This is a genomic window from uncultured Kiloniella sp., assembly GCF_937128705.1.
Taxonomy (GTDB): Bacteria; Pseudomonadota; Alphaproteobacteria; order Kiloniellales; family Kiloniellaceae; genus Kiloniella.
This window is the reverse complement of record NZ_CAKZMP010000184.1, coordinates 1-20,853: the sequence shown is the minus strand read 5'-3', so window position 1 is coordinate 20,853 and position 20,853 is coordinate 1. Positions and strand designations below refer to the sequence as shown.

At 46.0% G+C, this 20,853-nt stretch carries 17 protein-coding genes; 8 read left to right on the top strand and 9 right to left on the bottom strand.

The features are described 5' to 3' along the window. The first annotated feature begins 51 nt into the window (after positions 1–51). The 7 genes from Q0241_RS10200 to Q0241_RS10170 all read left to right on the top strand — a co-directional run bounded on the left by Q0241_RS10200 (position 52) and on the right by Q0241_RS10170 (position 7,706). Positions 52–249, top strand: a complete 198-nt coding sequence (locus Q0241_RS10200) for a hemin uptake protein HemP (RefSeq protein ID WP_299376981.1) — start codon at positions 52–54, stop codon at positions 247–249. Positions 250–377: 128 nt separating this feature from the next. Beyond that, positions 378–2,432 carry a TonB-dependent hemoglobin/transferrin/lactoferrin family receptor gene (locus Q0241_RS10195; RefSeq protein ID WP_299376977.1) on the top strand — a complete coding sequence of 685 codons (2,055 nt, stop codon included), beginning with the start codon at positions 378–380 and terminating at the stop codon, positions 2,430–2,432. Between the two features lie 137 nt (positions 2,433–2,569). After that, positions 2,570–3,646, top strand: coding sequence for a ChuX/HutX family heme-like substrate-binding protein (locus Q0241_RS10190; protein ID WP_299376974.1), 1,077 nt, complete (start codon positions 2,570–2,572; stop codon positions 3,644–3,646). A gap of 22 nt (positions 3,647–3,668) precedes the next feature. Beyond that, positions 3,669–4,568: an ABC transporter substrate-binding protein gene (locus tag Q0241_RS10185; protein WP_299376970.1), complete on the top strand. Its 900-nt coding sequence runs from the start codon at positions 3,669–3,671 to the stop codon at positions 4,566–4,568. Beyond that, a complete protein-coding gene (locus Q0241_RS10180; RefSeq protein WP_299376967.1) occupies positions 4,522–5,661 on the top strand; it encodes an iron ABC transporter permease in 1,140 nt (379 codons plus the stop codon). The genes Q0241_RS10185 and Q0241_RS10180 overlap by 47 nt, the downstream gene beginning before the upstream one ends. Beyond that, on the top strand, positions 5,658–6,449 hold the full coding sequence (locus Q0241_RS10175; RefSeq protein WP_299376964.1) for a heme ABC transporter ATP-binding protein: 792 nt from the start codon (positions 5,658–5,660) through the stop codon (positions 6,447–6,449). The genes Q0241_RS10180 and Q0241_RS10175 overlap by 4 nt, the downstream gene beginning before the upstream one ends. Positions 6,450–6,569: 120 nt before the next feature. Continuing rightward, on the top strand, positions 6,570–7,706 hold the full coding sequence (locus Q0241_RS10170; RefSeq protein WP_299376961.1) for an esterase-like activity of phytase family protein: 1,137 nt from the start codon (positions 6,570–6,572) through the stop codon (positions 7,704–7,706). Here Q0241_RS10170 and rpmB read toward each other — a convergent pair. From rpmB to Q0241_RS10135, 7 genes are all read right to left on the bottom strand, one after another. After that, positions 7,673–7,969 (bottom strand): 50S ribosomal protein L28, encoded by a 297-nt coding sequence (gene rpmB / locus Q0241_RS10165; RefSeq protein WP_085902858.1) that lies wholly within the window; start codon positions 7,967–7,969, stop codon positions 7,673–7,675. The two genes, Q0241_RS10170 and rpmB, sit on opposite strands and share 34 nt — an antisense overlap. A 169-nt stretch (positions 7,970–8,138) precedes the next feature. Beyond that, positions 8,139–9,128 (bottom strand): methylmalonyl Co-A mutase-associated GTPase MeaB, encoded by a 990-nt coding sequence (gene meaB / locus Q0241_RS10160; RefSeq protein WP_299376952.1) that lies wholly within the window; start codon positions 9,126–9,128, stop codon positions 8,139–8,141. Positions 9,129–9,141: 13 nt separating this feature from the next. Continuing rightward, positions 9,142–11,001: an ABC transporter ATP-binding protein/permease gene (locus Q0241_RS10155; protein WP_299376949.1), complete on the bottom strand. Its 1,860-nt coding sequence runs from the start codon at positions 10,999–11,001 to the stop codon at positions 9,142–9,144. A gap of 6 nt (positions 11,002–11,007) precedes the next feature. Continuing rightward, the gene (locus Q0241_RS10150) at positions 11,008–13,371 is read right to left on the bottom strand and encodes a hypothetical protein (RefSeq protein ID WP_299376946.1); all 2,364 of its coding nucleotides are present in this window, start codon (positions 13,369–13,371) and stop codon (positions 11,008–11,010) included. Between the two features lie 118 nt (positions 13,372–13,489). Next, positions 13,490–15,634 (bottom strand): methylmalonyl-CoA mutase, encoded by a 2,145-nt coding sequence (gene scpA, locus Q0241_RS10145; protein WP_299376943.1) that lies wholly within the window; start codon positions 15,632–15,634, stop codon positions 13,490–13,492. A gap of 530 nt (positions 15,635–16,164) precedes the next feature. Then, positions 16,165–17,049, bottom strand: coding sequence for a TIGR01459 family HAD-type hydrolase (locus Q0241_RS10140; RefSeq protein ID WP_299376940.1), 885 nt, complete (start codon positions 17,047–17,049; stop codon positions 16,165–16,167). 104 nt (positions 17,050–17,153) lie between these two features. Beyond that, entirely contained in the window at positions 17,154–18,464 is a 1,311-nt protein-coding gene (locus Q0241_RS10135) for an EAL domain-containing protein (protein WP_299376937.1), read from the bottom strand. 133 nt (positions 18,465–18,597) lie between these two features. Between Q0241_RS10135 and arsC the strand changes: the two genes are divergently transcribed. Next, on the top strand, positions 18,598–18,945 hold the full coding sequence (gene arsC, locus Q0241_RS10130) for an arsenate reductase (glutaredoxin) (protein ID WP_299376934.1): 348 nt from the start codon (positions 18,598–18,600) through the stop codon (positions 18,943–18,945). Positions 18,946–18,955: 10 nt separating this feature from the next. Here arsC and Q0241_RS10125 read toward each other — a convergent pair whose 3' ends face one another. After that, complete coding sequence (locus Q0241_RS10125; protein WP_299376932.1) at positions 18,956–20,020, bottom strand: quinone-dependent dihydroorotate dehydrogenase; 1,065 nt, start codon at positions 20,018–20,020, stop codon at positions 18,956–18,958. 108 nt (positions 20,021–20,128) lie between these two features. After that, entirely contained in the window at positions 20,129–20,488 is a 360-nt protein-coding gene (locus Q0241_RS10120; RefSeq protein ID WP_299376930.1) for a DUF952 domain-containing protein, read from the bottom strand. Positions 20,489–20,853 lie beyond the last annotated feature (365 nt).

Here is a 20,853-nt window from a genome sequence, read left to right as displayed (position 1 = left end):
ATCAAGAGCAGAACTAATAGTTGCGAATGATTTTCAGTATCGGTTAAAAAAATGGCACCTGATAACTTCACAAATATACGAGACTCCATAGACGATCCCGTGAATGATCAGGGTAATTCTTCTCGCAAAATGCATCGAGTTTCTGCTGAAGCACTGATGCAAAACACCCGGGAAATAGTCATTGAATACCAAGGTAGTGATTACCGCCTTCGTATTACGTCTAATAATAAACTGATACTTACAAAATAACGTCTCTCCGGTGCAGTAGAGAACGCCAGCCAGCTCGCCACCTTGTCTAAAAGACATATCAGCCAGCCAGCCAGCAATGTTCATAAAATAACATTAATTGGTTTGCTTTTCGATAAGGTGTCTGACCTGTGCAATATAAATCTTACAAAGGGCTTTTGCTTGCAACTGTTGCCCTGACTTTATTCTCCACGCCTCTTAAGGCCGAAGATAATACAGCAGAAAACAACAAGAAGGCCGAAACACCGTCCTCAACGAGTGAGCACAAAGTACAAACTCTGGACGCGATTTCTGTCACCGCATCACGAACAGAAAAATTAGCGATCGATAGCCCAGCTTCGATTTCTATTGTAACCGAAGAAGAGATCGAACGCCGACAAGCCGAAACAGTTCATGACCTATTAAAGGATTTACCGAGCGTCGAGCTAGAAGGTGGTACACGTAATACTGTTATGAAACCTTCCATACGCGGTTTGGGAGGACAACGCGTAGTAACCAGAATTGATGGTGCACGCCAGAACTTCAATGCAGGACACAAGGGAGGATTATTTGTTGATCCTGCCCTATTGAAACAGGTCGAAGTTCTTCGTGGCCCCGCATCAACAATTCATGGCACAGGCGCCTTGGGGGGTGTCGTTGCTTTTGAAACAAAAAGTGCTGATGACTTCTTAGAAGTCGGCGAGACATACGGTGCTCAGATTTCTACTGGCTTTAGCTCGGTTGATAACGGTGTACATGGTAATATCACGGGCTATGCACGCCCGCTAGATAACATTGACCTTATGGCAAGCGTTACACGCCGCAAAACGGATGATTACGATGCCGGGGATGGCAAGAAAAGAGCCTACACCGATGATGACCTAGCCTCGGGCCTAATCAAAGGCGGCATTGATATCGCTGATTTCCACCGTATCGGCCTTTCATACAGGCTTTATCGTGATGACCATAACCTCCCAGCCACACCTGACGGATTAAGCACGTCTTCTATTGTTGAACGCGAAAGTAAAGAAGACAGTTTTGTTTTCGATTACAGCTATGACAATCCTGACAACCAATGGTTCGACACATCTATCAAGGCTTACTATGACACGACGGACATAGACGAGGTCAGAATATCTGACGGACGCCATGAAGAACGAAGCTTGGAAACTTTAGGATTAGAAGGCTTCAACACATCCTATCTTAACCTTCATGAAAATGCTGAACTTGCTGTGACAGTCGGTGGAGAAGTATTCCAGGACACCCAAAAAGGTAAGAGCGATGGTGCGCCGATTGGTGGTTATCCTGATGCAGAACGGAATATCTATGGTGTGTATCTAGACAACACCTTAACGCTATTTGAAAATCTGGAACTCACCGCGGGACTTCGATATGATTCTTATTCCCTAGAAGCAGATGGCCAAGAAGATTCAGAAGAGACTTCAACATCTCCTCGTTTTGCCATCAGCTACAGAGTTCTCCCCTTCTTACAACCTTATGTAAGTTACGCTGAAGCTTTTAGAGCTCCCACACTCGGCGAGACATACGCATCCGGTCTTCATTTCCCGGGAGGAGGACCTACTCCAAACAACTTTTTTGTGGCAAATCCTAACCTGAAACCAGAAACAGCCAAAACATGGGAGATTGGGACAAACATCAAACAAGATGGTCTTTTTAGGAAAGATGATTCTCTTCGTGCCAAAGTTTCTTACTTTAGAAATAACGTCGATGATTTTATTGAACTGGATGTCGATGTACCCGGCGGAACAACGACCAGCAGCAATGTCACAAAAGCACGTATTCAAGGTTTTGAAGCCGAAATCCATTACGACACACCAACCGTATATGGCTCTTTAAGCGGCTCAAGAATTCGCGGCAAAAACACCGATACCTCTGAAGCATTATCAGGTATTGCAGGTGATAAGGCAGCCCTAATGCTGGGGTATCACTTTCAGAGCATCAATCTTGATCTTGGCGGTCGCGCCCTTGCGGTCAGGGAACAAAATCGCGTCCCAGACGACAGCGATGCAATTGACGGCTATGCAACATTTGATGTGTTTGGCTCCTGGGATGCAGTCGACTATGTCCCAGGTCTAAAGATCAATGCAGGTATCGATAATATTCTCGATAAAAATTACAGACGCGGTGCGGCTGTTCTGGATGAACCCGGACGTAATTTCAAAGTAACAGCCAGCTTGAAATTCTAGAAATGGAATACCCAACAACGGATCGAGAAGTTCACACCAGTATCCACCACAACAAAAGCAAAAGTGCCTAAAAATACAAGTTACTAGGCACACCAAGACCTAAGTCAAAATAAGGTTATAAAATCAGGAGCATTATCATGCACAACACACTCTCTGTTGAATACAAATCGCCATCAGATGCCTGGGCTGATCTAAGCGCTGGCACAGCTAAAGGTTACGCCCGTGATATCGCCCATGCGATGAATATCACAGAGGCAGAGGTTGTGGCGGCGGGTGTGGGTGATAATGTCATCCGGCTAGAGGCCGATTGGGGGCAACTTGTACAAGAGCTTGGTTCTCTTGGTGATGTTAAAATTATCACTCGGAATGAACACGCTGTTCATGAAAAAGTCGGCCTTTTCGACAAAATTAGTGCCAAAGGTCCTATGGGAATTGTACTCAACCGCGAAATTGATCTTAGATTATTTTTAACGAAATGGGCCTTCGGCTTTGCCGTGACAACGGATAACAACAAAGGCAGACGGAAAAGCCTTCAATTCTTTGATCACGAAGGCACAGCTATTCACAAAATTTTCCTGACCGAAAGTTCTGATGAAACAGCTTATGAAACACTTATTTCTCGATACGAAGCGACTGAACAATCATCTATACTTCGACTGAAGAACTACGACCCGGCGAATACTCCGGCTGCCGACGGCACGATTGATATTGAAGCCCTTAAAAACGAATGGGGTGCTCTCAAGGATGTGCACCAATTTCACAGTCTATTGAGAAAGCACAATTGTGATCGCCATCAAAGCTTTAGGTTAATTGGCAAGGAATTTGCCGAAAAGCTAACGCCTGAGGCTCTCAAAAATGTTTTGGAACAGTCTGTTGCCAATAAAATTTCGATCATGGTCTTTGTTGGCAACAAAGGATGCATTCAGATCCACACTGGGCACATTGAAAAAGTTAAAGAGATGGGCCCTTGGATCAACATACTTGACCCAGGTTTCAACCTGCACCTCAGACAAGATCACATTGCAGAAATTTGGCTCGTCAGAAAGCCAACCAAAGACGGCATCATCACGACCCTTGAAGTCTTCAACGACAAACAAGAAAGCTTTGCTTTACTCTGTGGAGAACGTGAAATGGGACAACCGGAAAATATCGCTTGGCAAAACATGCTCGAAAGTTTGGTTCGACACGACACTGTTTCTGCTGCGGCAGAGTAATGATCTAAGAAAAGTCGAAAAAATGATCCCTGATACACCGATGTCTTTTAACCTTACTTGCTTGCCTAAACTTTATAAAGCAATCGCCATATGCTTGGCCTTTGCTTTGATCCTTGTACTTAATAAACAGGCAAATGCTGATGCCCAACGGATAATCACCTTGGGGGGACCTGTAACTGAGATTGTCTATGCGCTTGAAGCTGGAGATAAAGTTGCCGCAACGGATACCACCAGCAAATACCCGGCAGCGGCTGTGGCATTACCAAAAGTCGGCTATCTACGACAACTTTCAGCCGAAGGCCTCTTAAGCCTAAAGCCTGATTTAATCCTCGCGTTAGAGGGATCAGGTCCGGCACATGTACTCGAAACCATTCAAGCCGCGGGGATCAAAGTCGTAAAAATACCCGAACTTGTAAATACCACGTCAATAGTAACAGGCATAGAACTGATCGCGGCACATACCGATCGCCAAGAGTTGGGAAAAACACTCAGCTCACAGATCTCAACTCAACTGCAAAAACAACTTTCTGCTGTTGATACGGAAAAGGAAAAGCCGACAGTTCTTTTCCTTTTAAACACAGGCCATGGCGGCCCTATGACAGCTGGGAAAAACACCGCCATTGATGCAATTATTACCTATTCAGGTGCTAAAAATATCGCCTCGGATTTGGAAAGCTTTAAGCCCTTGGCCAGTGAATACATTCTCGGGAATAACCCCGATTATATTTTAATGTCGAAAAGATCCTTGGCAAATAGCGGTGGTATAAAAGCCTTAGCCACTGATCCACTTTTGGGCAAACTATCTGCCGTACAAAAGGGCCGCATCGTAACTCTCGACGGTACGCTTCTCTTTGGCTTGGGACCACGCACCATAGATGCAGTGGAAACCTTGTCCGCTCAAATCAAAAAACAGACACCCTGAACAGACAATGGCCCAGACACTGACAGAAACATCCGCCCGCCGTCAGCAAAGAAGCATTAAAAAGCCCTACTATATTTTAGGGGCGCTTTTTTTGGTTCTTATCCTATCTTCAATTATATCGCTGGGGATCGGGGGCGTGGCAATTTCCCCCTTATCAAATATAGAACACTTTGCTTCTTTTATCGGCCTGAGTGAAAGTAAGTTAGAGCTACATCAAGCACTGGTGATCGAATCAATTCGCCTTCCCAGAATTATTCTAGGGCTTATTATTGGTGCATCCCTAGGCCTTTCCGGGGCCGTTTTGCAAAGCTTATTCCGTAATCCTCTAGCTGATCCCGGTTTAATCGGCGTTTCTTCGGGCGCAGCCCTCGCCGTGGTTTGCGTAATCGTATTGGGCGACACCTACTTTACTGCTTTTTTAGAGCTAACCCGTAATTTTGCGCTTCCCATTGCCGCCTTTGCAGGAAGTTTGTTAACCACCGCTTTGATTTACCACCTATCCAGACGCGATGGCCTTACTGATGTCGCCATGATGGTACTGATGGGCATTGCGGTAAATGCCATTGTTGGCTCTCTTATCGGACTACTAACTTACTTAGCCGATGATACAGAGCTTAGGTCTTTGACCTTTTGGTCCATGGGAAGTCTGGCTGGTGCGGGCCAAACAGCGTGGCCCTCTATCTCGATAATGATTATCGCTTCGCTTTTTTTGCTTAAACTTTCCAGCCCGCTTAATCTCTTCTTGCTGGGCGAAGCCGAAGCCAATCACCTTGGCATACCAACAGAACGGGTCAAGCAACAAGCAGCAGTTGCGGCTGCCTGCGCAACCGGCGCCGCTGTTGCTGCGGCAGGCATGATTGGCTTCATCGGTTTGATAGCCCCGCACCTATCCCGCTTGATAGGTGGGGCGGATAACCGTTTTGTATTACCAGCAGCTGCCTTGATAGGTGCCAATCTTATTGTAATTGCCGATACCATTGCCCGAATTATTGTTTTACCTGCGGAACTTCCCATCGGACTGGTCACAAGCTTTATTGGCGGCCCTTTCTTCTTCATCCTTCTGTTCCGTGAATTCAAAAAGAGACGCATGTGACACTCAAAGCAACCGCCATTGACGTAAAAATCAATTCAACCAAATTACTAGAGGATGTTTCTCTCGAGCTTATTCCCGGAAAACTCTTAGGTATCTTGGGCCCTAATGGTGCGGGAAAATCCACCCTTCTCAAGGTGCTATCTGGTGATCTTACACCGACAAATGGTACGATTACCCTCGATGATAGCCCCCTTCAGAAATGGGAAAGTATTGATCTCGCCAGACGGCGTGCCGTTATGCCACAGGCATCACAGTTGGCTTTTCCTTTTTCTGCACGCGATGTCGTTGGCATGGGACGTTGGCCATATGAAAAGTTATGCTCACCTTTCATCAACAGGCTCGCTGTCGAAAAAGCCATGAGCCTAGCCGACATAAAACATCTCGCTGATCGCCTTTACCCCGTACTGTCGGGCGGGGAAAAACAACGCGTCCAACTTGCCAGAGCCTTAACCCAGAGCATCGGATTAACTGGCGATACGGAATCAAAATTTCTGCTGCTGGACGAACCAACCGCAGGCCTAGATATTGCGCATCAACATGCGGTTCTTGCCGCAGCAAAAAAACAGTGTAAAGAACGGAATACGGCTGGCCTAGCCATTCTCCACGATCTCAATCAGGCCGCTCAATACTGCGATTCCATTGCGATCATTTCTAACGGCACATTAATATCCAACGGGCCAACGCTTGAGGTCATGGAGCCAGGGCTGTTATCTGATATTTTCAGTTGTAATATATCAAGATCTTTGGACATAGCCTCTTCAACGCCGGTTTTCCTTTCCTCAGTCTGAGCTTTCTTATGAACAAGTAAAGATAACTTGCCTTACAAAAGTCACAGCCTATTCACCCTAAGTTCATAAAGAATGTTTAATAATTCTTATGAACCTAGAAAAGGTAGCGCAGAGACGAACATGATTATCAGAGTCCTATTTACCATAGCCGTTATCGCCATCAGCTTGTTGGGGTATACAGCCTATATGGACAGAAATCTGGAAGTCATAGAGGCTGCCAAAATCCCCCTTACGATCAAAGCTGTCCCGGTACCCAACCAACAGTTCGCTACCCAAGAACCAGAGATTAAAGAAGCACCTTCTCTCTATTGGCGGGGTGGTATTCAAATCAGCTCTCCCCACAAACGCTTTGGCGGTTTATCAGGGCTTGAGGTTTCAACAGATGGGCGTTCCCTCTTGGCTATTGGAGACAAAGGTCTCTGGTTTACGGGACGCTTGAATTACGATCTTAACGGCAATCTTCTTTCTCTTACAAACGGGCTCATATCAACAATGAAAGGCCCCTTGGGTAAAAATCTGATCCGAAAAAAAGACAGAGATAGCGAATCAATCGCTTTGGCTGATAACGGAGCAATTTTTGTAAGTTTTGAGCGAGATCACCGAATCCTCGAATACTCCGCCCCCTTAACCACGACCATCGGCGCTATCCCTCTTCCAAACGAATTCACTGATATCGCGTCGAGTAACCGAGGGATTGAAGCTCTTACATGGTTAGCTGGCGATTGCCTTTTGGCCATTCCCGAGCGAACGACTACGCCACCAACCACGACACGCTCCTCACAAGAGAGCGTCATAGAAGCGTATCTCTTGCACCAAGGAAGTTGGGACAAACTATATCTGGAACCGAATAAAAATTATCTACCCACAGGCTTAAGCAGCACAGCAGAGGGCGATTTACTCTTGCTGGAACGAGAGTTTTCTTTTTGGGAAGGGTTCAAGACCAGCCTAAGATTTTTTCCAGCATTAGAAATTCAAACAGCATTATCCATGCCGGGTTACGTGATGCAGGGAAGTGTTCTTGCAACATTCGAAGGCGCACAATCCATCGATAACATGGAAGGTATCAGTAGCCGGATCGGTCCTAACGGCGAAACCCTGATCTATCTCTTATCTGATGACAATCTAAGCTTTGCGCAGGATACATTACTATTAATGTTTGAATTGCAAAAACAAAGAAAGCCCGCTGGCCAAAGCACAGCGGGCTGTTCTAAGAATAAGACTTCTTATTCAGCTGCTTTGGAAACCAAAGCTTTCTGAACGCGCTTTTTCATTTCCCGAGCTTTTTTGCCCAGTTTTTCAGATGATGTTGACAGCAAGAATGCGTCAAGACCACCACGCTTTTCGATGGTGCGGATAGCTGCAGTGCTCAGACGGAACTGAACAGTCTGACCTAGAGCATCGCTCAACATCGAAGTCTTTTGAAGATTTGGCAAGAAGCGACGCCGTGTTCTATTCTTAGCGTGGCTCACATTGTTGCCAGTCTGTACCTCTTTGCCGGTAAAGTCACAACGGCGTGCCATGGTTCTAATCCCGTAAACTCGATGAAAATAAAAATCTAATGCCGATACGTCGGCTCGGCGCGAGTTTTAGGACACCGCCGCCCAAGGGTCAAGATAAAAGCACGATTCACGTAAAGATTCGTAACGAATCTGTAAAAACGCCGCGTTTACAGCGTTTTATTACTCTACATCAGGTATTGAGAAAGATATTGAGCAGCTTTCTCGCTGCCGTAGCTGGCGCCATTTTACCCGAAATCACATCGGATTCCACCTTTTTAAGAGCCTTATCAATCTCAGGCTTATCCTTAAATGCGAGAACCAGAGATTCCTTAATCTCACTCCACATCCAGGAAACAGCCTGCTTAACCCTCTTATCCGGGATCTCGTTGCTTTCCCAAAGCTTGGTTCTAAATTCCTCTATCCCTGCCCAAATCTCATCAATGCCTTCATCATGCAATGCAGAACACTTCTTAACCCGAGGCTTCCAATTGGGACTGGACGGGCGCATTAACCCCAAAGCCGCATGATATTCTGCGGCGGCCCGATTTGCTGCTGGCGCAAGATCTCCATCAGCTTTGTTGACGACAACCATGTCAGCCAACTCCATAATCCCTTTTTTAATGCCCTGTAGTTCGTCACCTCCGCTTGGCAGCAGCAGTAACAGGAACATATCAACCATCTCTGAAACGGCTGTTTCTGATTGCCCTACACCTACGGTTTCAACCAGAATGACATCAAAGCCCGATGCTTCACATAGCAACATCGCTTCACGGGTTCTGCGCGCAACACCCCCCAGCGTCGCACCAGCCGGGGAAGGGCGAATAAAGGCTGCCTCTTGCCTAGATAGGATCTCCATCCGGGTTTTGTCGCCCAGAATCGAACCACCTGTTCGCTGTGACGATGGATCAATAGCCAAAACGGCAACACGAAAGCCTTTATCAATCAAGTGCATGCCGAAAGCTTCGATAAAAGTGGATTTACCAACGCCAGGAACGCCGGAAATACCAATCCGGATAGATTTACCGCTCATCGGCAAGATTTTTTCTAACAAAAGATCCGCATCTTCCCGGTGATCTGCACGGGTTGATTCAATCAGCGTAATTGCCTGTGCCAAAGCACGCCGCTGTCCATCAGCAATCCCAGCAACCAGTTTCCCGATCTTATCGTTATCTTTCGTCATAATGCCGCTTTACCTATACTATCTCGCCAACCGCATCATCTTGTCCGGCTACCTTTTCAACCTCAGCAACCTTCTGGGCCACTTCCAATTGTCGGCGCCACATTTCAGCGTAGTGACCTTCTTTTTTAAGGAGGTCACTATGGGTCCCACGCTCCTCTATTTGCCCCTGTTCAAGGACAATAATTTCATCGGCATCCACAACTGTTGAAAGACGGTGGGCAATGACCAGCGTTGTTCTATCCTTGGATACATCATTAAGACTGGCCTGAATTTCCTGTTCCGTGCGGCTATCCAATGCAGAGGTTGCTTCATCAAACAACATGATCGCCGGATCTTTAAGAACAGTCCTAGCAATGGCAACACGTTGCTTTTCCCCACCCGACAGTTTCAGTCCTCGCTCTCCGACAATGGAATCGTACCCGTCTGGTAATGACAATACAAAGTCATGAATTTTGGCTAGTTTTGCAGCCTCTTCGACTTCTTCACGCGTCGCGCTTGGGCGTCCATAGGCGATGTTATAAAGGATCGTATCGTTAAAAAGCACGGTGTCTTGCGGGACAATACCAATTGCCTGACGCAGTGATCCCTGCTTCACTTTGGCAATATTTTGTCCATCGATTAAGACTTCCCCCGCATCTAGATCATAAAATCGGAAAAGCAGGCGACTGATTGTGGACTTACCTGCGCCACTAGAGCCCACAATGGCCAGCTTTTTACCTGCTGGAACGGTGAAACTAACCCCTTTTAGAATAGGACGTCGTTCGTCATACCCAAAATGGCAGTCTTTAAACTGAATTTCAGCACCACTAACGGTCAGCTCTTTTGCATCCGGCTCGTCTTTGATTTCAAGATCCTTATGGAGCAATTCGAACATTGTATGCATATCGATAAGCGCCTGACGGATTTCTCGATAAACAAAGCCCAGAAAATTCAATGGCATTGCAAGCTGCAACAGATAGGCGTTGACCATGACAAAGTCGCCAACCGTCATCGCACCATTTACGACACCATAGGCAGACATGATCATCATTAAACTAGCCCCGAGCGAAATAATCCCAGACTGGACAATATTTAGGCTGGAAAGACTTGTCCGACTACGAATAGCTGCATGTTCATACGCAGCTAGGCCCCGGTCATAACGTTTGGCTTCATGTTCTTCATTGCCAAAATATTTAACTGTTTCAAAATTCAAAAGGCTATCAACAGCTTTGGTGTTGGCATCATTATCAGCCGCATTCATATCCCGACGTAGTGTAATGCGCCATTCCGTAATGCGGAGTGTCAGGAAAATATAAGCTAGAATTGTCACAAGCGGAACAACCGCAAAGCGCCAGTCAAACAAGAACCACAGCAGGATACAAACAACCGTAATTTCAATAAGTGTCGGGATGACATTGAACATCAAGAAGGTGAGCATAAACTCAATCCCCTTGGTTCCCCGATCAATCGCGCGGGTTACCCCTCCGGTTCTACGTTCAATATGAAAGCGCAAGGAAAGTGAATGCAAATGCCGAAAGGTAACCAGCGCAACACTGCGAATGGCATTTTGCACAACCTTGGCAAATAACCCCTCACGAATATTGTCAAACGCAATTGCGCCAACCCTGGCCGTACCATAAGCGACCAAAAGGCCAAGCGGGACAACAAGCAACGTTGGGTCATCTATACTCAACGCATCCACCGCCCCCCTGAGAATATAGGGTACAGATACATTTGTAAGTTTTGCAAAAATAAGAAGCGCAAAGCAGAAGATAATCCGAGCTTTGAGATCAAAACGACCAACAGGCCAAAAATAGGGCAGCAGTGTCTTTAGAGTATCCAGCTGACTGTTCTCGCCCTCTGACTTAGGAACATCTTCACGCATCCGGCGCATATATCATCACTCCATACGACCAAGAGAACGCGCGAGAAGAACATAGAGCTTTCCAACATCTGCAGTCATAAACGTTGCGGAAAGAACGTCTTCGCTATCACATTCACGGGCCTGAGACATCAGGTTATCAAACTGATCCAGATAGCGATTTACCTGATTTCTGAAGGTTTGATTTGTCTCAAAATAACGTTTAACTTCACGTGTATCGTAAAGATCTTTTTTCTTTAGAATGGACCGTGCAAAGATAGAACGGTCCCCCTTGTGATATCGTTTCCAATATTCCTCAGGCAAGTCCTCGTCCAAAATTTTATTCAAATCAATGGCCGAAGAATTGAGATCATCAATAAGAATTGTCGCGCCGCGCAAGAATGCATCCCGCTTATTCGCCGAACGATCTTCGCGTAATTTTAGGGCCTGACGTGTTGCTTCTTCGGATGCATGGGCCAAATCACGCGCCTGTTGACCAAAAGCGTCCGCAAGCGATGAAACCTTGCCATGCAATTCTGTGACTTTGTTACTGTCTTGCGAGAATGTCTCTCTCAATTGCTCTGCGCTTTTAAGCGCACCGTCTGCTGAACCTTTCAAACTGGACGCAGCCTTTTCAGCGCGAACACCAATATCCTCAACCTGTTTCAACGATTCTTCTGATAAGACAGCAAGCTTTTCTCTTTGCTGATCAACATGATCCTTCAAGGTATCTGCTGTTTGACGGGATTCATCTGACGCCTTACTGAGTGCTTCGGTACGGGCATCCAGCGACGTACGAACATCTTCCAACAGGGTACTGAAGTCATCGGAAAGTGTTTTAAAGGCATCCAATTCTTCATGTACACCATGGCGTAGGTCTTGCACTGCCTGATTGGCTGCGCTGGATCCATCTGCAAGAGCAAGTGTTTGAAGTTGAAACACTTTGGCTACTTCCGTGGTGTGACGCACAGCTTTATCAGCGGCAAGTTCCATAAGCCTTGTTTGATCCTTAAGCGCTTTTGATGCCTCTTCAACATTCTCTTGCGCACTTTTACTAACCTGTCCGATTTCACGAGTGTGCTCGCTCAAGCCGCCCATCACAACATCGGCAAGATCGCTGAGTCGTTCAGAAGATTCTTCCAAACTCGCAATCCCCGGACGGATTTTTTCCGCCGCAGCCACCAAAGTATCCTGTGCCTGTGCCGTTGCCTCTGTCAGTCGAGAAGCTTCTTCCCGGCCAGCCAAAGAAACCGCTTCGCCTAAATCTTTTGTTACCTGCGTCAGGTTATCGGCAACTTCCTTACCGCTTTTATCAAGCTCGCCCGCTTGTACTCTAAAGCGTTCATTCATTTCCCCCGCACGCAAAGCAACGTCAGCAAAAAGCTCTCGAACCTCTTCCGCATCTTTACGCATAGCATCTGACAGCGAGACAGCTTTATACCCGATTTCAGCAACCAGTTGTTCCATGGCCTGATTCTCGCCAGACAATCTCTCACCGAGTTCTGAAACTTTAGCACCCGCCCCTTCGAGTAGCAGCTCAACGTCGCCGATGCGATCTTTGATCAAGCCCTTGAACTTTTCGCCTTCGGTATCAATCGTATCCTGAACAAGCTTCAGGGTTTCGATATCTTGTTTCAGGCTTTCGCGCATGGTTTCGCCACAAACTTCTGCTGTTGTACCCGCCGCAGCCATATCTTCTGCCTGCTGTTTTAACATTTCACTGGCATCTTCAGTTCGGCCGATTGTGCGTTCCACCGCCTCGTCCAAAACATCGACGGAGTCACGCAATGTCTTGCTGATCGTCTCAGCCATGACTTCACTGCGAACTCCAGAACTTTCGAGGGCAGTAACCTGTTCCTTCACTGCTTCTCGTGCATTTTCAAGGCTGGAATGAATTGAATTGTGGACGTCTTCAAGTGAGCTTTGCTGTGTAACAAGCGTTTCTTGAATCTGTTCGGTCTGAGAAGAGGCCCGGATCGCGGCCCCCGTAAGCTGCTTTGTTTGCTCTTTAAATGCGCTAATCAGACCGCTCAGACGTTTTTCGACTTCACCCGACGCGCTATTCAGGCTTTCAGCCTGTTCTTGTAACTGGCGTGTAATGTCTTTAACGCGGGTATTCTCTTCGTCATCGGGATAGGTTAGCTTATCCAGCTTATCCAGAAGCTTGCGCGTTTCATTGGAAAGCGCAGCCCCCCTGAGGATAAAAAGAAGTATCGCCCACAAGAGAACAAGTGGCAGCGTGATACCAGCAAGCACCTGCCCCTGTTCCTGAGGCACCATGCTTTCAATCACATCCAGACCAACCTGGTTCTTAAAATACTGATAACAAACCCACAGCCATGCCCCTGATGCTGCCACCCCGAACAGCGCCAAAATTCTTGTGATCCAGGTATGACCTGACATCCCCTCACTCCCTGTTTAAACACGATTTACGATCGCCTGAGAGAGATACTACGGCAGGAAAGTCCTATAGTCCAAGAAAGACCATTAAGATCAGGGCCTTCTTGGACATTTTTTTTAATTAGCTTCGTTTATTCAACAAGCCAATAATTTCCTGTGCCGCCAAGGGGATATTGCTCCCCGGTCCATAAACCGCAGAAACGCCGGCTTGTTTCAGTGCATCATAATCTTGTGCCGGGATAACACCGCCACAAATGACAAGGATATCATCTGCTTTCTGGCGCTTAAGCTCAGCAATCAATTGCGGCACCAGCGTTTTATGGCCAGCAGCCTGTGTCGAGATACCAACAACGTGAACATCATTTTCAATGGCCTGTTGCGCCCCTTCTTCCGGTGTCTGGAAAAGGGGACCGACATCAACATCAAAGCCAATATCCGCAAAGGCCGTTGCAATGACTTTTGCGCCGCGATCATGTCCATCCTGTCCCAGCTTCACGACAAGCATTCTGGGGCGGCGACCTTCCTGTTCAGCAAAAGCTTCTACCTCGCCCTGAATACGGGCAAAATCATCATCGCCGTCATACGCAGATCCATACACGCCAGATATACTCCTGTTTACTGCACGATGACGACCATACACCTTTTCCAGTGCATCAGAAATCTCGCCAACTGTTGCCCGTAACCTCGTCGCCTGGACAGCCAAATCAAGCAAATTACCAGAACCATCTTCTGCCGCTTTGGTTAACGCAGCAAGAGCTTCATCACAGGCTTTACTATCACGTGTCTTGCGAATTTCATTCAAACGTTGAATCTGCTGTTCCCGAACCGCCGTATTATCAATATTAAGGACATCAAGATCGTCTTCTTTTTCAAGGCGATATTTATTAACGCCAACGACAGTCTCTTCACCACGATCAATCCGCGCCTGTTTCTTTGCCGCAGACTCTTCAATCCGCAATTTAGGCATGCCGGATTCAACCGCCTTGGTCATCCCGCCTATCTCTTCAACTTCGTCGATAATTTTACGCGCTTCTTCAATCAAGCTCGCGGTCAGGCTTTCCACGTAGTAACTCCCAGCAAGAGGATCTACGACCTTAGTGATACCTGTCTCTTCTTGTAATATTAGCTGTGTATTACGCGCTATTCTTGCAGAGAAATCAGTGGGCAAACCTACCGCTTCGTCCAAAGCGTTGGTATGAAGGGATTGCGTTCCGCCCAAAGCTGCGGCCATGGCTTCAACAGTTGTCCGAATAACGTTGTTATAGGGGTCCTGCTCGGTCAAAGAGACGCCAGATGTTTGACAGTGTGTCCGGAGCATCAAGGATTTAACATCCTTGGGATCAAACATCTTTTTCATATAATGCGACCACAGGAAACGTGCAGCCCGAAGCTTTGACGCTTCCATAAAAAAGTTCATGCCAATCGCGAAGAAAAAACTAAGCCGTGGTGCAAAAGCATCTACGTCCAGACCTTTTGAGATCGCGGTGCGTACATACTCAAGGCCGTCTGCAATGGTAAAAGCAAGCTCTTGCACACAGGTAGATCCTGCTTCCTGCATGTGATAACCGGAAATAGAAATTGAATTGAAGCGTGGCATATTTTTAGCCGTGTAACCGATAATATCAGAAACAATCCGCATGGAAGGCGTCGGCGGGAAAATATAGGTATTTCGCACCATAAATTCTTTGAGAACATCATTCTGGATTGTTCCCGAGAGTTGTTCCGGCTTAACACCCTGTTCTTCAGCAGCAACAATATAGCCAGCCAACACGGGCAACACGGCACCGTTCATTGTCATGGAAACAGACATTTGATCCAGCGGAATACCGTCAAAAAGGATTTTCATATCCTCGACAGAATCAATCGCAACGCCAGCTTTACCAACATCCCCAACCACACGCGGATGATCAGAATCATACCCTCTGTGCGTTGCCAAATCGAAAGCAACAGACAGCCCCTTTTGTCCTGCGGCAAGATTCCGTCGATAAAAAGCATTGGACTCTTCAGCAGTAGAAAAGCCTGCATACTGACGCACCGTCCACGGACGCGCCGCGTACATACTGCCCCGGGGACCACGCAAGAAAGGAGCAAAGCCCGGTAATGTTCCCACGGTATCCAGATCTTCAAGATCTTCTTCCGTATAGATCGGCTTTACCACAATACCTTCGGGAGTTTCCCAATTCAGGCTATCGCGTTCTTTACCACGAAGTTCTTTCTCAACAAGTCCTTCCCAGTCCGCGATTGTTTTTTTGGGAAAATCAGACATTCAACGCCCCTCCTAGTTTTCAGGATCTCGCCCCGGCTTTTATTTTTATCATTGTTTTTGACTTAAAACATCTATCCTGCTGACAGATAGTCCTAGAACAACTTTGTTATTGCAGCGCAATATAACCAGCTTTTTCACAACAAGTCTATGCCCTGTGAAAAGCCTAATAAAGCAGAGCCAATCCAGCAAAATTGCAGATGTAAAAATTTTTACACGAAATCTTCGACAGGACTCACCCTTGCAGCGTTATACTTTCATCTCCATGCAACTACGGAAAACAAGAACCGGGAAATGATGGAAATACAAAAGAACCCCAATGCCTCGATTGCTGCATACAGCAGCCCCGCTATTTTATAACGATGATAATTTTCCCGCTGCGAGTTTCCTAGGATTACCACATACAAATGCCCGGGCTGTTCTTAATCAAGCCGAGATTAGTATTAGGAGATAAGTACCTGAAATTTCATAAAGTGTTCCTAATTATCTCAGTGAGAACCACCCAAACCTTAAACCACAAAATCTTTACGTTTTTACCATTTAAAGATAGGCATAGCTGCGACCGGATACTGGTTATAACGGTTACATAGACCGACAAGTTTCAACATATCAGTTGGAGAGTTCAGGCCATTAAGATCATCAGAATGAATCCCACCCGCAATAAACAAACCATGAATACCTGCGGCATTTGCCCCTGTAATATCAGTACGGAGCGAATCACCGACAGCAAGCACACGTGATCCATCTTCGATACCGATAAGCTTCATGCATTCCTTGTATATATCCTGATAGGGCTTGCCGTGGTACTGCACTTCCCCACCCATATCTTGGTAATGATGAGCCACAGAACCAGCGCACAGTTCCCGTTTACCGCCTCGAATGACTTCCAGATCAGGATTGGCACATACCATAGGTAATTTTCTTTCAAGCGCCGGTTTTAATAGAAAATCATACCGCTCAACCTTATCTTCTGGATCCCAGATCCCGGTCAGCATAATAAAATCAGCGTTATCAATGTTATCTACAAAAGTGAAATCCAAACCTTCTTTCATCCCCAGATCTCTCTCAGGGCCAATCAAGAAAGCATTTTGACCTAACTTCTGATAAAATGGCAGGGATCGTTCTTTCAGGTTGCGCCATGTAACCTCACCCGAAGAAAGAACAGCATCGGCAAGATCCCGGGCGATACCCAGTTCTTCATTCCGAACGGTTACAGATTCAGCCCGTCTGGGTGCGTTGGACAGGATGACAACTCTTTTGCCAGCCTCTCTTAGTTTCTGAAGCGCATTCACGGCCTCAGGAAAAGCCTCTAAACCATCATGCATCACCCCCCAAAGATCGATTACAAATCCATCATAATTATCGATGACTTCGGAAACCCCTGATAGAAACGGGATCGTTCGAGGCGTAGATGACATAGGAAGTTCCTGCAAATAAATGTTTTAGAAATAGCAAGACTTCTTGTGCCACAAGCATCTTGACTTGCAAAGCATTAGTCATGCTTTCGAAAAGAGAACTTCCCTTATGGTTTAGCAGGTCGCGGTTCTCCAAAAAGATATCCCTGACCATAGGCAACGTCCTGATCAAGAACCTGAACAAGAGCATCTTCGGTTTCGATCTTTTCAACAACCAGCTCAATGGGAAGGCTTCGTAAGTTATTTAAAAATTTCTTTGTCTTGCTTTTGTCCTGTGAAAAAAGCCAGCCCTCTAGCTTCAAGAATCTTACACGGCCAGCGGCCAAAGCTTTTAGGTCCATATCCAGTGTTTTCATACGATCGAGTGACAGTCGACAACCATGCCCCATCAATCGTTCCAGGCTCAACAACTCGCTGGCCTTTAAGTCCAAAAACTCATCTTGTGCGACTTCGATAATCAAATGCGGCGCTATCTCAATATTTCCACGCACGAAATCGACAAAATCATCAAAGAAATCCTGATCCTTCAAGGTATGAGACGACAAATTTACAAAGAACGAAACATCTTCACCTGACCGGATAATCTTTCGAATAATCTGCACACACCTGAACAACAACATATTATCGATAGCGGTGATCAGCCCCGCCCGTGTTGCAACAGCAACATATTGTCCCGGCTCGATTACCTGTCCGTTCGTTGTGCGCAAACGGGAAAAGCACTCGTAAAATTTTCTTTTTCGCTGGGGTAAAGCAACAACGGGCTGTAGAAACATATCAATCCGGTCATCGCGTAATGAACGCCTCACGATTGATAAAATTTCAGTTTCGCTCAGATCACTTAAAACAGAGACCTGCTCTCTCTCTTGTTTAGTTTGCTTATCATTTCGTCCAAAGCGTAAAGATCTTTCATTTCTGAAATCATCCAGAAAATCACTTTTTACAACCTTCTGCTTTTCGCGAGCAGGTTCTTTACTTTCGGTCTCGCCAAACTGAGAGCTTTCTTCATCATCGAACAATCCGAGAAAAGGGTCTGTCAATCTGGGCATAAGCGTTTTAAGTAAGTTTACCTCGGACAGAGCATCATTAATAATGTTTTGCTCTTCACTTAACTTGCTTGACTGACCTGCGGCCTCAAAGGCCTCTGCCATTCCTTTTATTTCTCGACGGGTCCAGGAGATACGATCTCTCAAAACAGCCTGATTATGATGGAGCGTTTCCAGCTTTGCCGTAACGTCATCATCATTTGACCGTCGGGTTATGATTTCATGCAACACAGCGCCCGAAAGAAAAACCCATAATCCAAGTAACATAGCCCCACCCGTTTGCAGGTCAGGAATATAGCTGGGCCCCATAAGGGCAGCGATCAGGGCAAGGGCACAGTAGATTGTGATAAAGAGCAAATGGTGTAGCAGCGGCATAAATCTTTATTTCAATTGGATATAACGAATAGAGTAATCAATGACACAAGGTTCTTGAGAGAGCCTTAACAAGTGACTAATAATCTGACAGATTTCAGATCTCTTTTCCAACTATATAGATGGCCTAACTGATATGACGGTTAAAATTTTGCACAACCCCCGCTGTAACAAGTCCCGCGAAACCCTTAAAATAATTGAAGAGCAAGGACACACGGTAACAATCATTGAATATCTAAAGGGTGCAATCACTGAAAATCAACTCACAGACATTCTAGAACAGTTAAAACTAAATCCGCGCGATCTGTTAAGAAAAGGGGAAAAAATCTATAAAGAGCTTGCCCTTTCAGACAAAAGCCTGACAGACCCAGACTTAATCAAAACCATGACAGAACACCCGATACTTATCGAACGCCCCATCGTAATTAGCTCAAAGGGTGCCAGAATTGGCAGGCCACCAGAATCAGTATTGGAAATTCTATAAGGTAAAAAGGTCATCTGTGATCTGCGCCAACGGCTTCAGCCACAGAGCCAAAACCATCTTGGCGCAGCAAAACAATTAGTTCTTTAAGAATCTGAGAGATAAGAGGCGGGCCACCATAGACCAGCGCAGAGTACAACTGTACCAGCGAAGCGCCCGCTTTTATTTTAGCATAAGCCTGTTCACCATTGGCGATACCACCAACACCGATTAATGGAATTTTTCCCTCTGTTAATCGGTACATATCCCTCAAAACATTTGTCGATGGCTCAAAAAGCGGCGCCCCGCTCAACCCACCGACCTCTGTACGATGTTCGCTTTTGAGGCTTTCAGGACGTTCTATTGTTGTGTTTGTAACCGTCAAACCGTCCAACGCAAGGTCCAACGCGACCGCAGCTATGTCTTGCTTATCTTCCTCGGTTAGATCAGGAGCAATTTTTAAGACAAGCGGGGGAGCCTTCTCACCAAGCGTAGAAGCCAATACATCCTGCACACCGGAAATCAACACCTCCAGCTCGTCTCTACCTTGTAGAGCTCTCAAACCGGGCGTGTTAGGGGAAGATACATTGATTACCATATAGTCGGCATATCCTGCGAGTTTTCGAGCGCCTTTTTGATAATCTTCAAGGGCAACTTCGGTCGCTTTATTTTTACCAAGATTGACCCCCAGTAATCCCGAAAGCTTTTTCTTGCGAAGTTGAATCAATCTCTTTTCTGCAGCATCCATTCCACCATTATTAAATCCCATACGATTTATAACAGCTTTATCATCCGATAAGCGGAATACTCTGGGCTTAGGGTTTCCAGGCTGTGCCAACGGCGTAATTGATCCAACTTCGGTGAAGCCCAAGCCTTGCCCAAGCATCGGCTCTACAGCTTCTACATTCTTATCAAAACCAGCCGCTAGCCCTAAGGGGTTTGAAAATTGAAGCCCCCATACAGACGTTTTAAGAATAGGATCATCAAGTAGCTTTTGTGATGGGGCCAGACCGTGTTTGAGACACCATAAGGTAAAATTATGCGCTGTCTCTGCCGGTAAAAGACGAATACATGGACCAACGATATCGAAGCTGTTCACAAAAATCTCCCGAGATCATAGCAAAGCTGTATTTGGAGGGGAGTAACATAGGCATGTCCAAGTCACCACCCCAGAAGCAACTACAAGTACAGAATTTGCAAAATTAAATTATGATTGCTCACGTAACCAAACAGGAAATTGATGCTTACCGTACATATCCAAATTTAAATCAACTGTTCGCACAACCGCCGCTAAAGGTAAATCAGCATATAGGTGAGGAAACAAAGCCCCGCCCCTTGATGGTTCCCACTTCAAAGCATCACCAAGCAGCTGCACATCGACTTCCAATAAAATGAGCCCATCCTGTCCAGCACGATGCTTAGCAACTGAACTATGAACCTGATCTGGTCCAGAAAAGTGTATAAAGCCGTCAGCTTTGTCTTGTGAGGATCCCGAATACCCCCCTTGCTCTTTTGCAAGGCACCATTCATCCCGTCTACAAACGTGATATATTAACTGCTCCGTCATACTACCCTCTTCAATTCGCAAATAGCATTGCATTTTGCAAAATATCACATCTCAATCTGCTGCAAAATGCAACATACGATTAATTATAACAACTTATAATTTCATTCGACGCTAGTTCAACCCCGCAGTTTTCAAGGGATACTGGTCAATCTTAGGTCGCGCAAAGAACAAGAAACACGACCTAAAAGATACCACCCCCGCAGAAACCCTCATTTTTTTGAAAATTTCACAAAACTCATCCTTGCAGGCAACATTTTAATTATTTTTTATTTCATTTAATATCAATAAGTTAATTGAATAAATAAACATCTGTAACAAATACAACACAAACTGGCACACTCCCTGCAATATACCCTTTCAGGAAG

Excerpts from the sequence above, each read along its gene's own strand:
- Q0241_RS10200 (WP_299376981.1), top strand. The coding sequence starts at position 52 with ATGGCACCTGATAACTTCACAAATATACGAGACTCCATAGACGATCCC.
- Q0241_RS10190 (WP_299376974.1), top strand. The coding sequence starts at position 2,570 with ATGCACAACACACTCTCTGTTGAATACAAATCGCCATCAGATGCCTGG.
- Q0241_RS10185 (WP_299376970.1), top strand. The coding sequence starts at position 3,669 with ATGATCCCTGATACACCGATGTCTTTTAACCTTACTTGCTTGCCTAAA.
- Q0241_RS10180 (WP_299376967.1), top strand. The coding sequence starts at position 4,522 with ATGCAGTGGAAACCTTGTCCGCTCAAATCAAAAAACAGACACCCTGAA.
- Q0241_RS10170 (WP_299376961.1), top strand. The coding sequence starts at position 6,570 with ATGATTATCAGAGTCCTATTTACCATAGCCGTTATCGCCATCAGCTTG.
- rpmB (WP_085902858.1), bottom strand. The coding sequence starts at position 7,969 with ATGGCACGCCGTTGTGACTTTACCGGCAAAGAGGTACAGACTGGCAAC.
- meaB (WP_299376952.1), bottom strand. The coding sequence starts at position 9,128 with ATGACGAAAGATAACGATAAGATCGGGAAACTGGTTGCTGGGATTGCT.
- Q0241_RS10155 (WP_299376949.1), bottom strand. The coding sequence starts at position 11,001 with ATGCGCCGGATGCGTGAAGATGTTCCTAAGTCAGAGGGCGAGAACAGT.
- Q0241_RS10150 (WP_299376946.1), bottom strand. The coding sequence starts at position 13,371 with ATGTCAGGTCATACCTGGATCACAAGAATTTTGGCGCTGTTCGGGGTG.
- scpA (WP_299376943.1), bottom strand. The coding sequence starts at position 15,634 with ATGTCTGATTTTCCCAAAAAAACAATCGCGGACTGGGAAGGACTTGTT.
- Q0241_RS10140 (WP_299376940.1), bottom strand. The coding sequence starts at position 17,049 with ATGTCATCTACGCCTCGAACGATCCCGTTTCTATCAGGGGTTTCCGAA.
- Q0241_RS10135 (WP_299376937.1), bottom strand. The coding sequence starts at position 18,464 with ATGCCGCTGCTACACCATTTGCTCTTTATCACAATCTACTGTGCCCTT.
- arsC (WP_299376934.1), top strand. The coding sequence starts at position 18,598 with ATGACGGTTAAAATTTTGCACAACCCCCGCTGTAACAAGTCCCGCGAA.
- Q0241_RS10120 (WP_299376930.1), bottom strand. The coding sequence starts at position 20,488 with ATGACGGAGCAGTTAATATATCACGTTTGTAGACGGGATGAATGGTGC.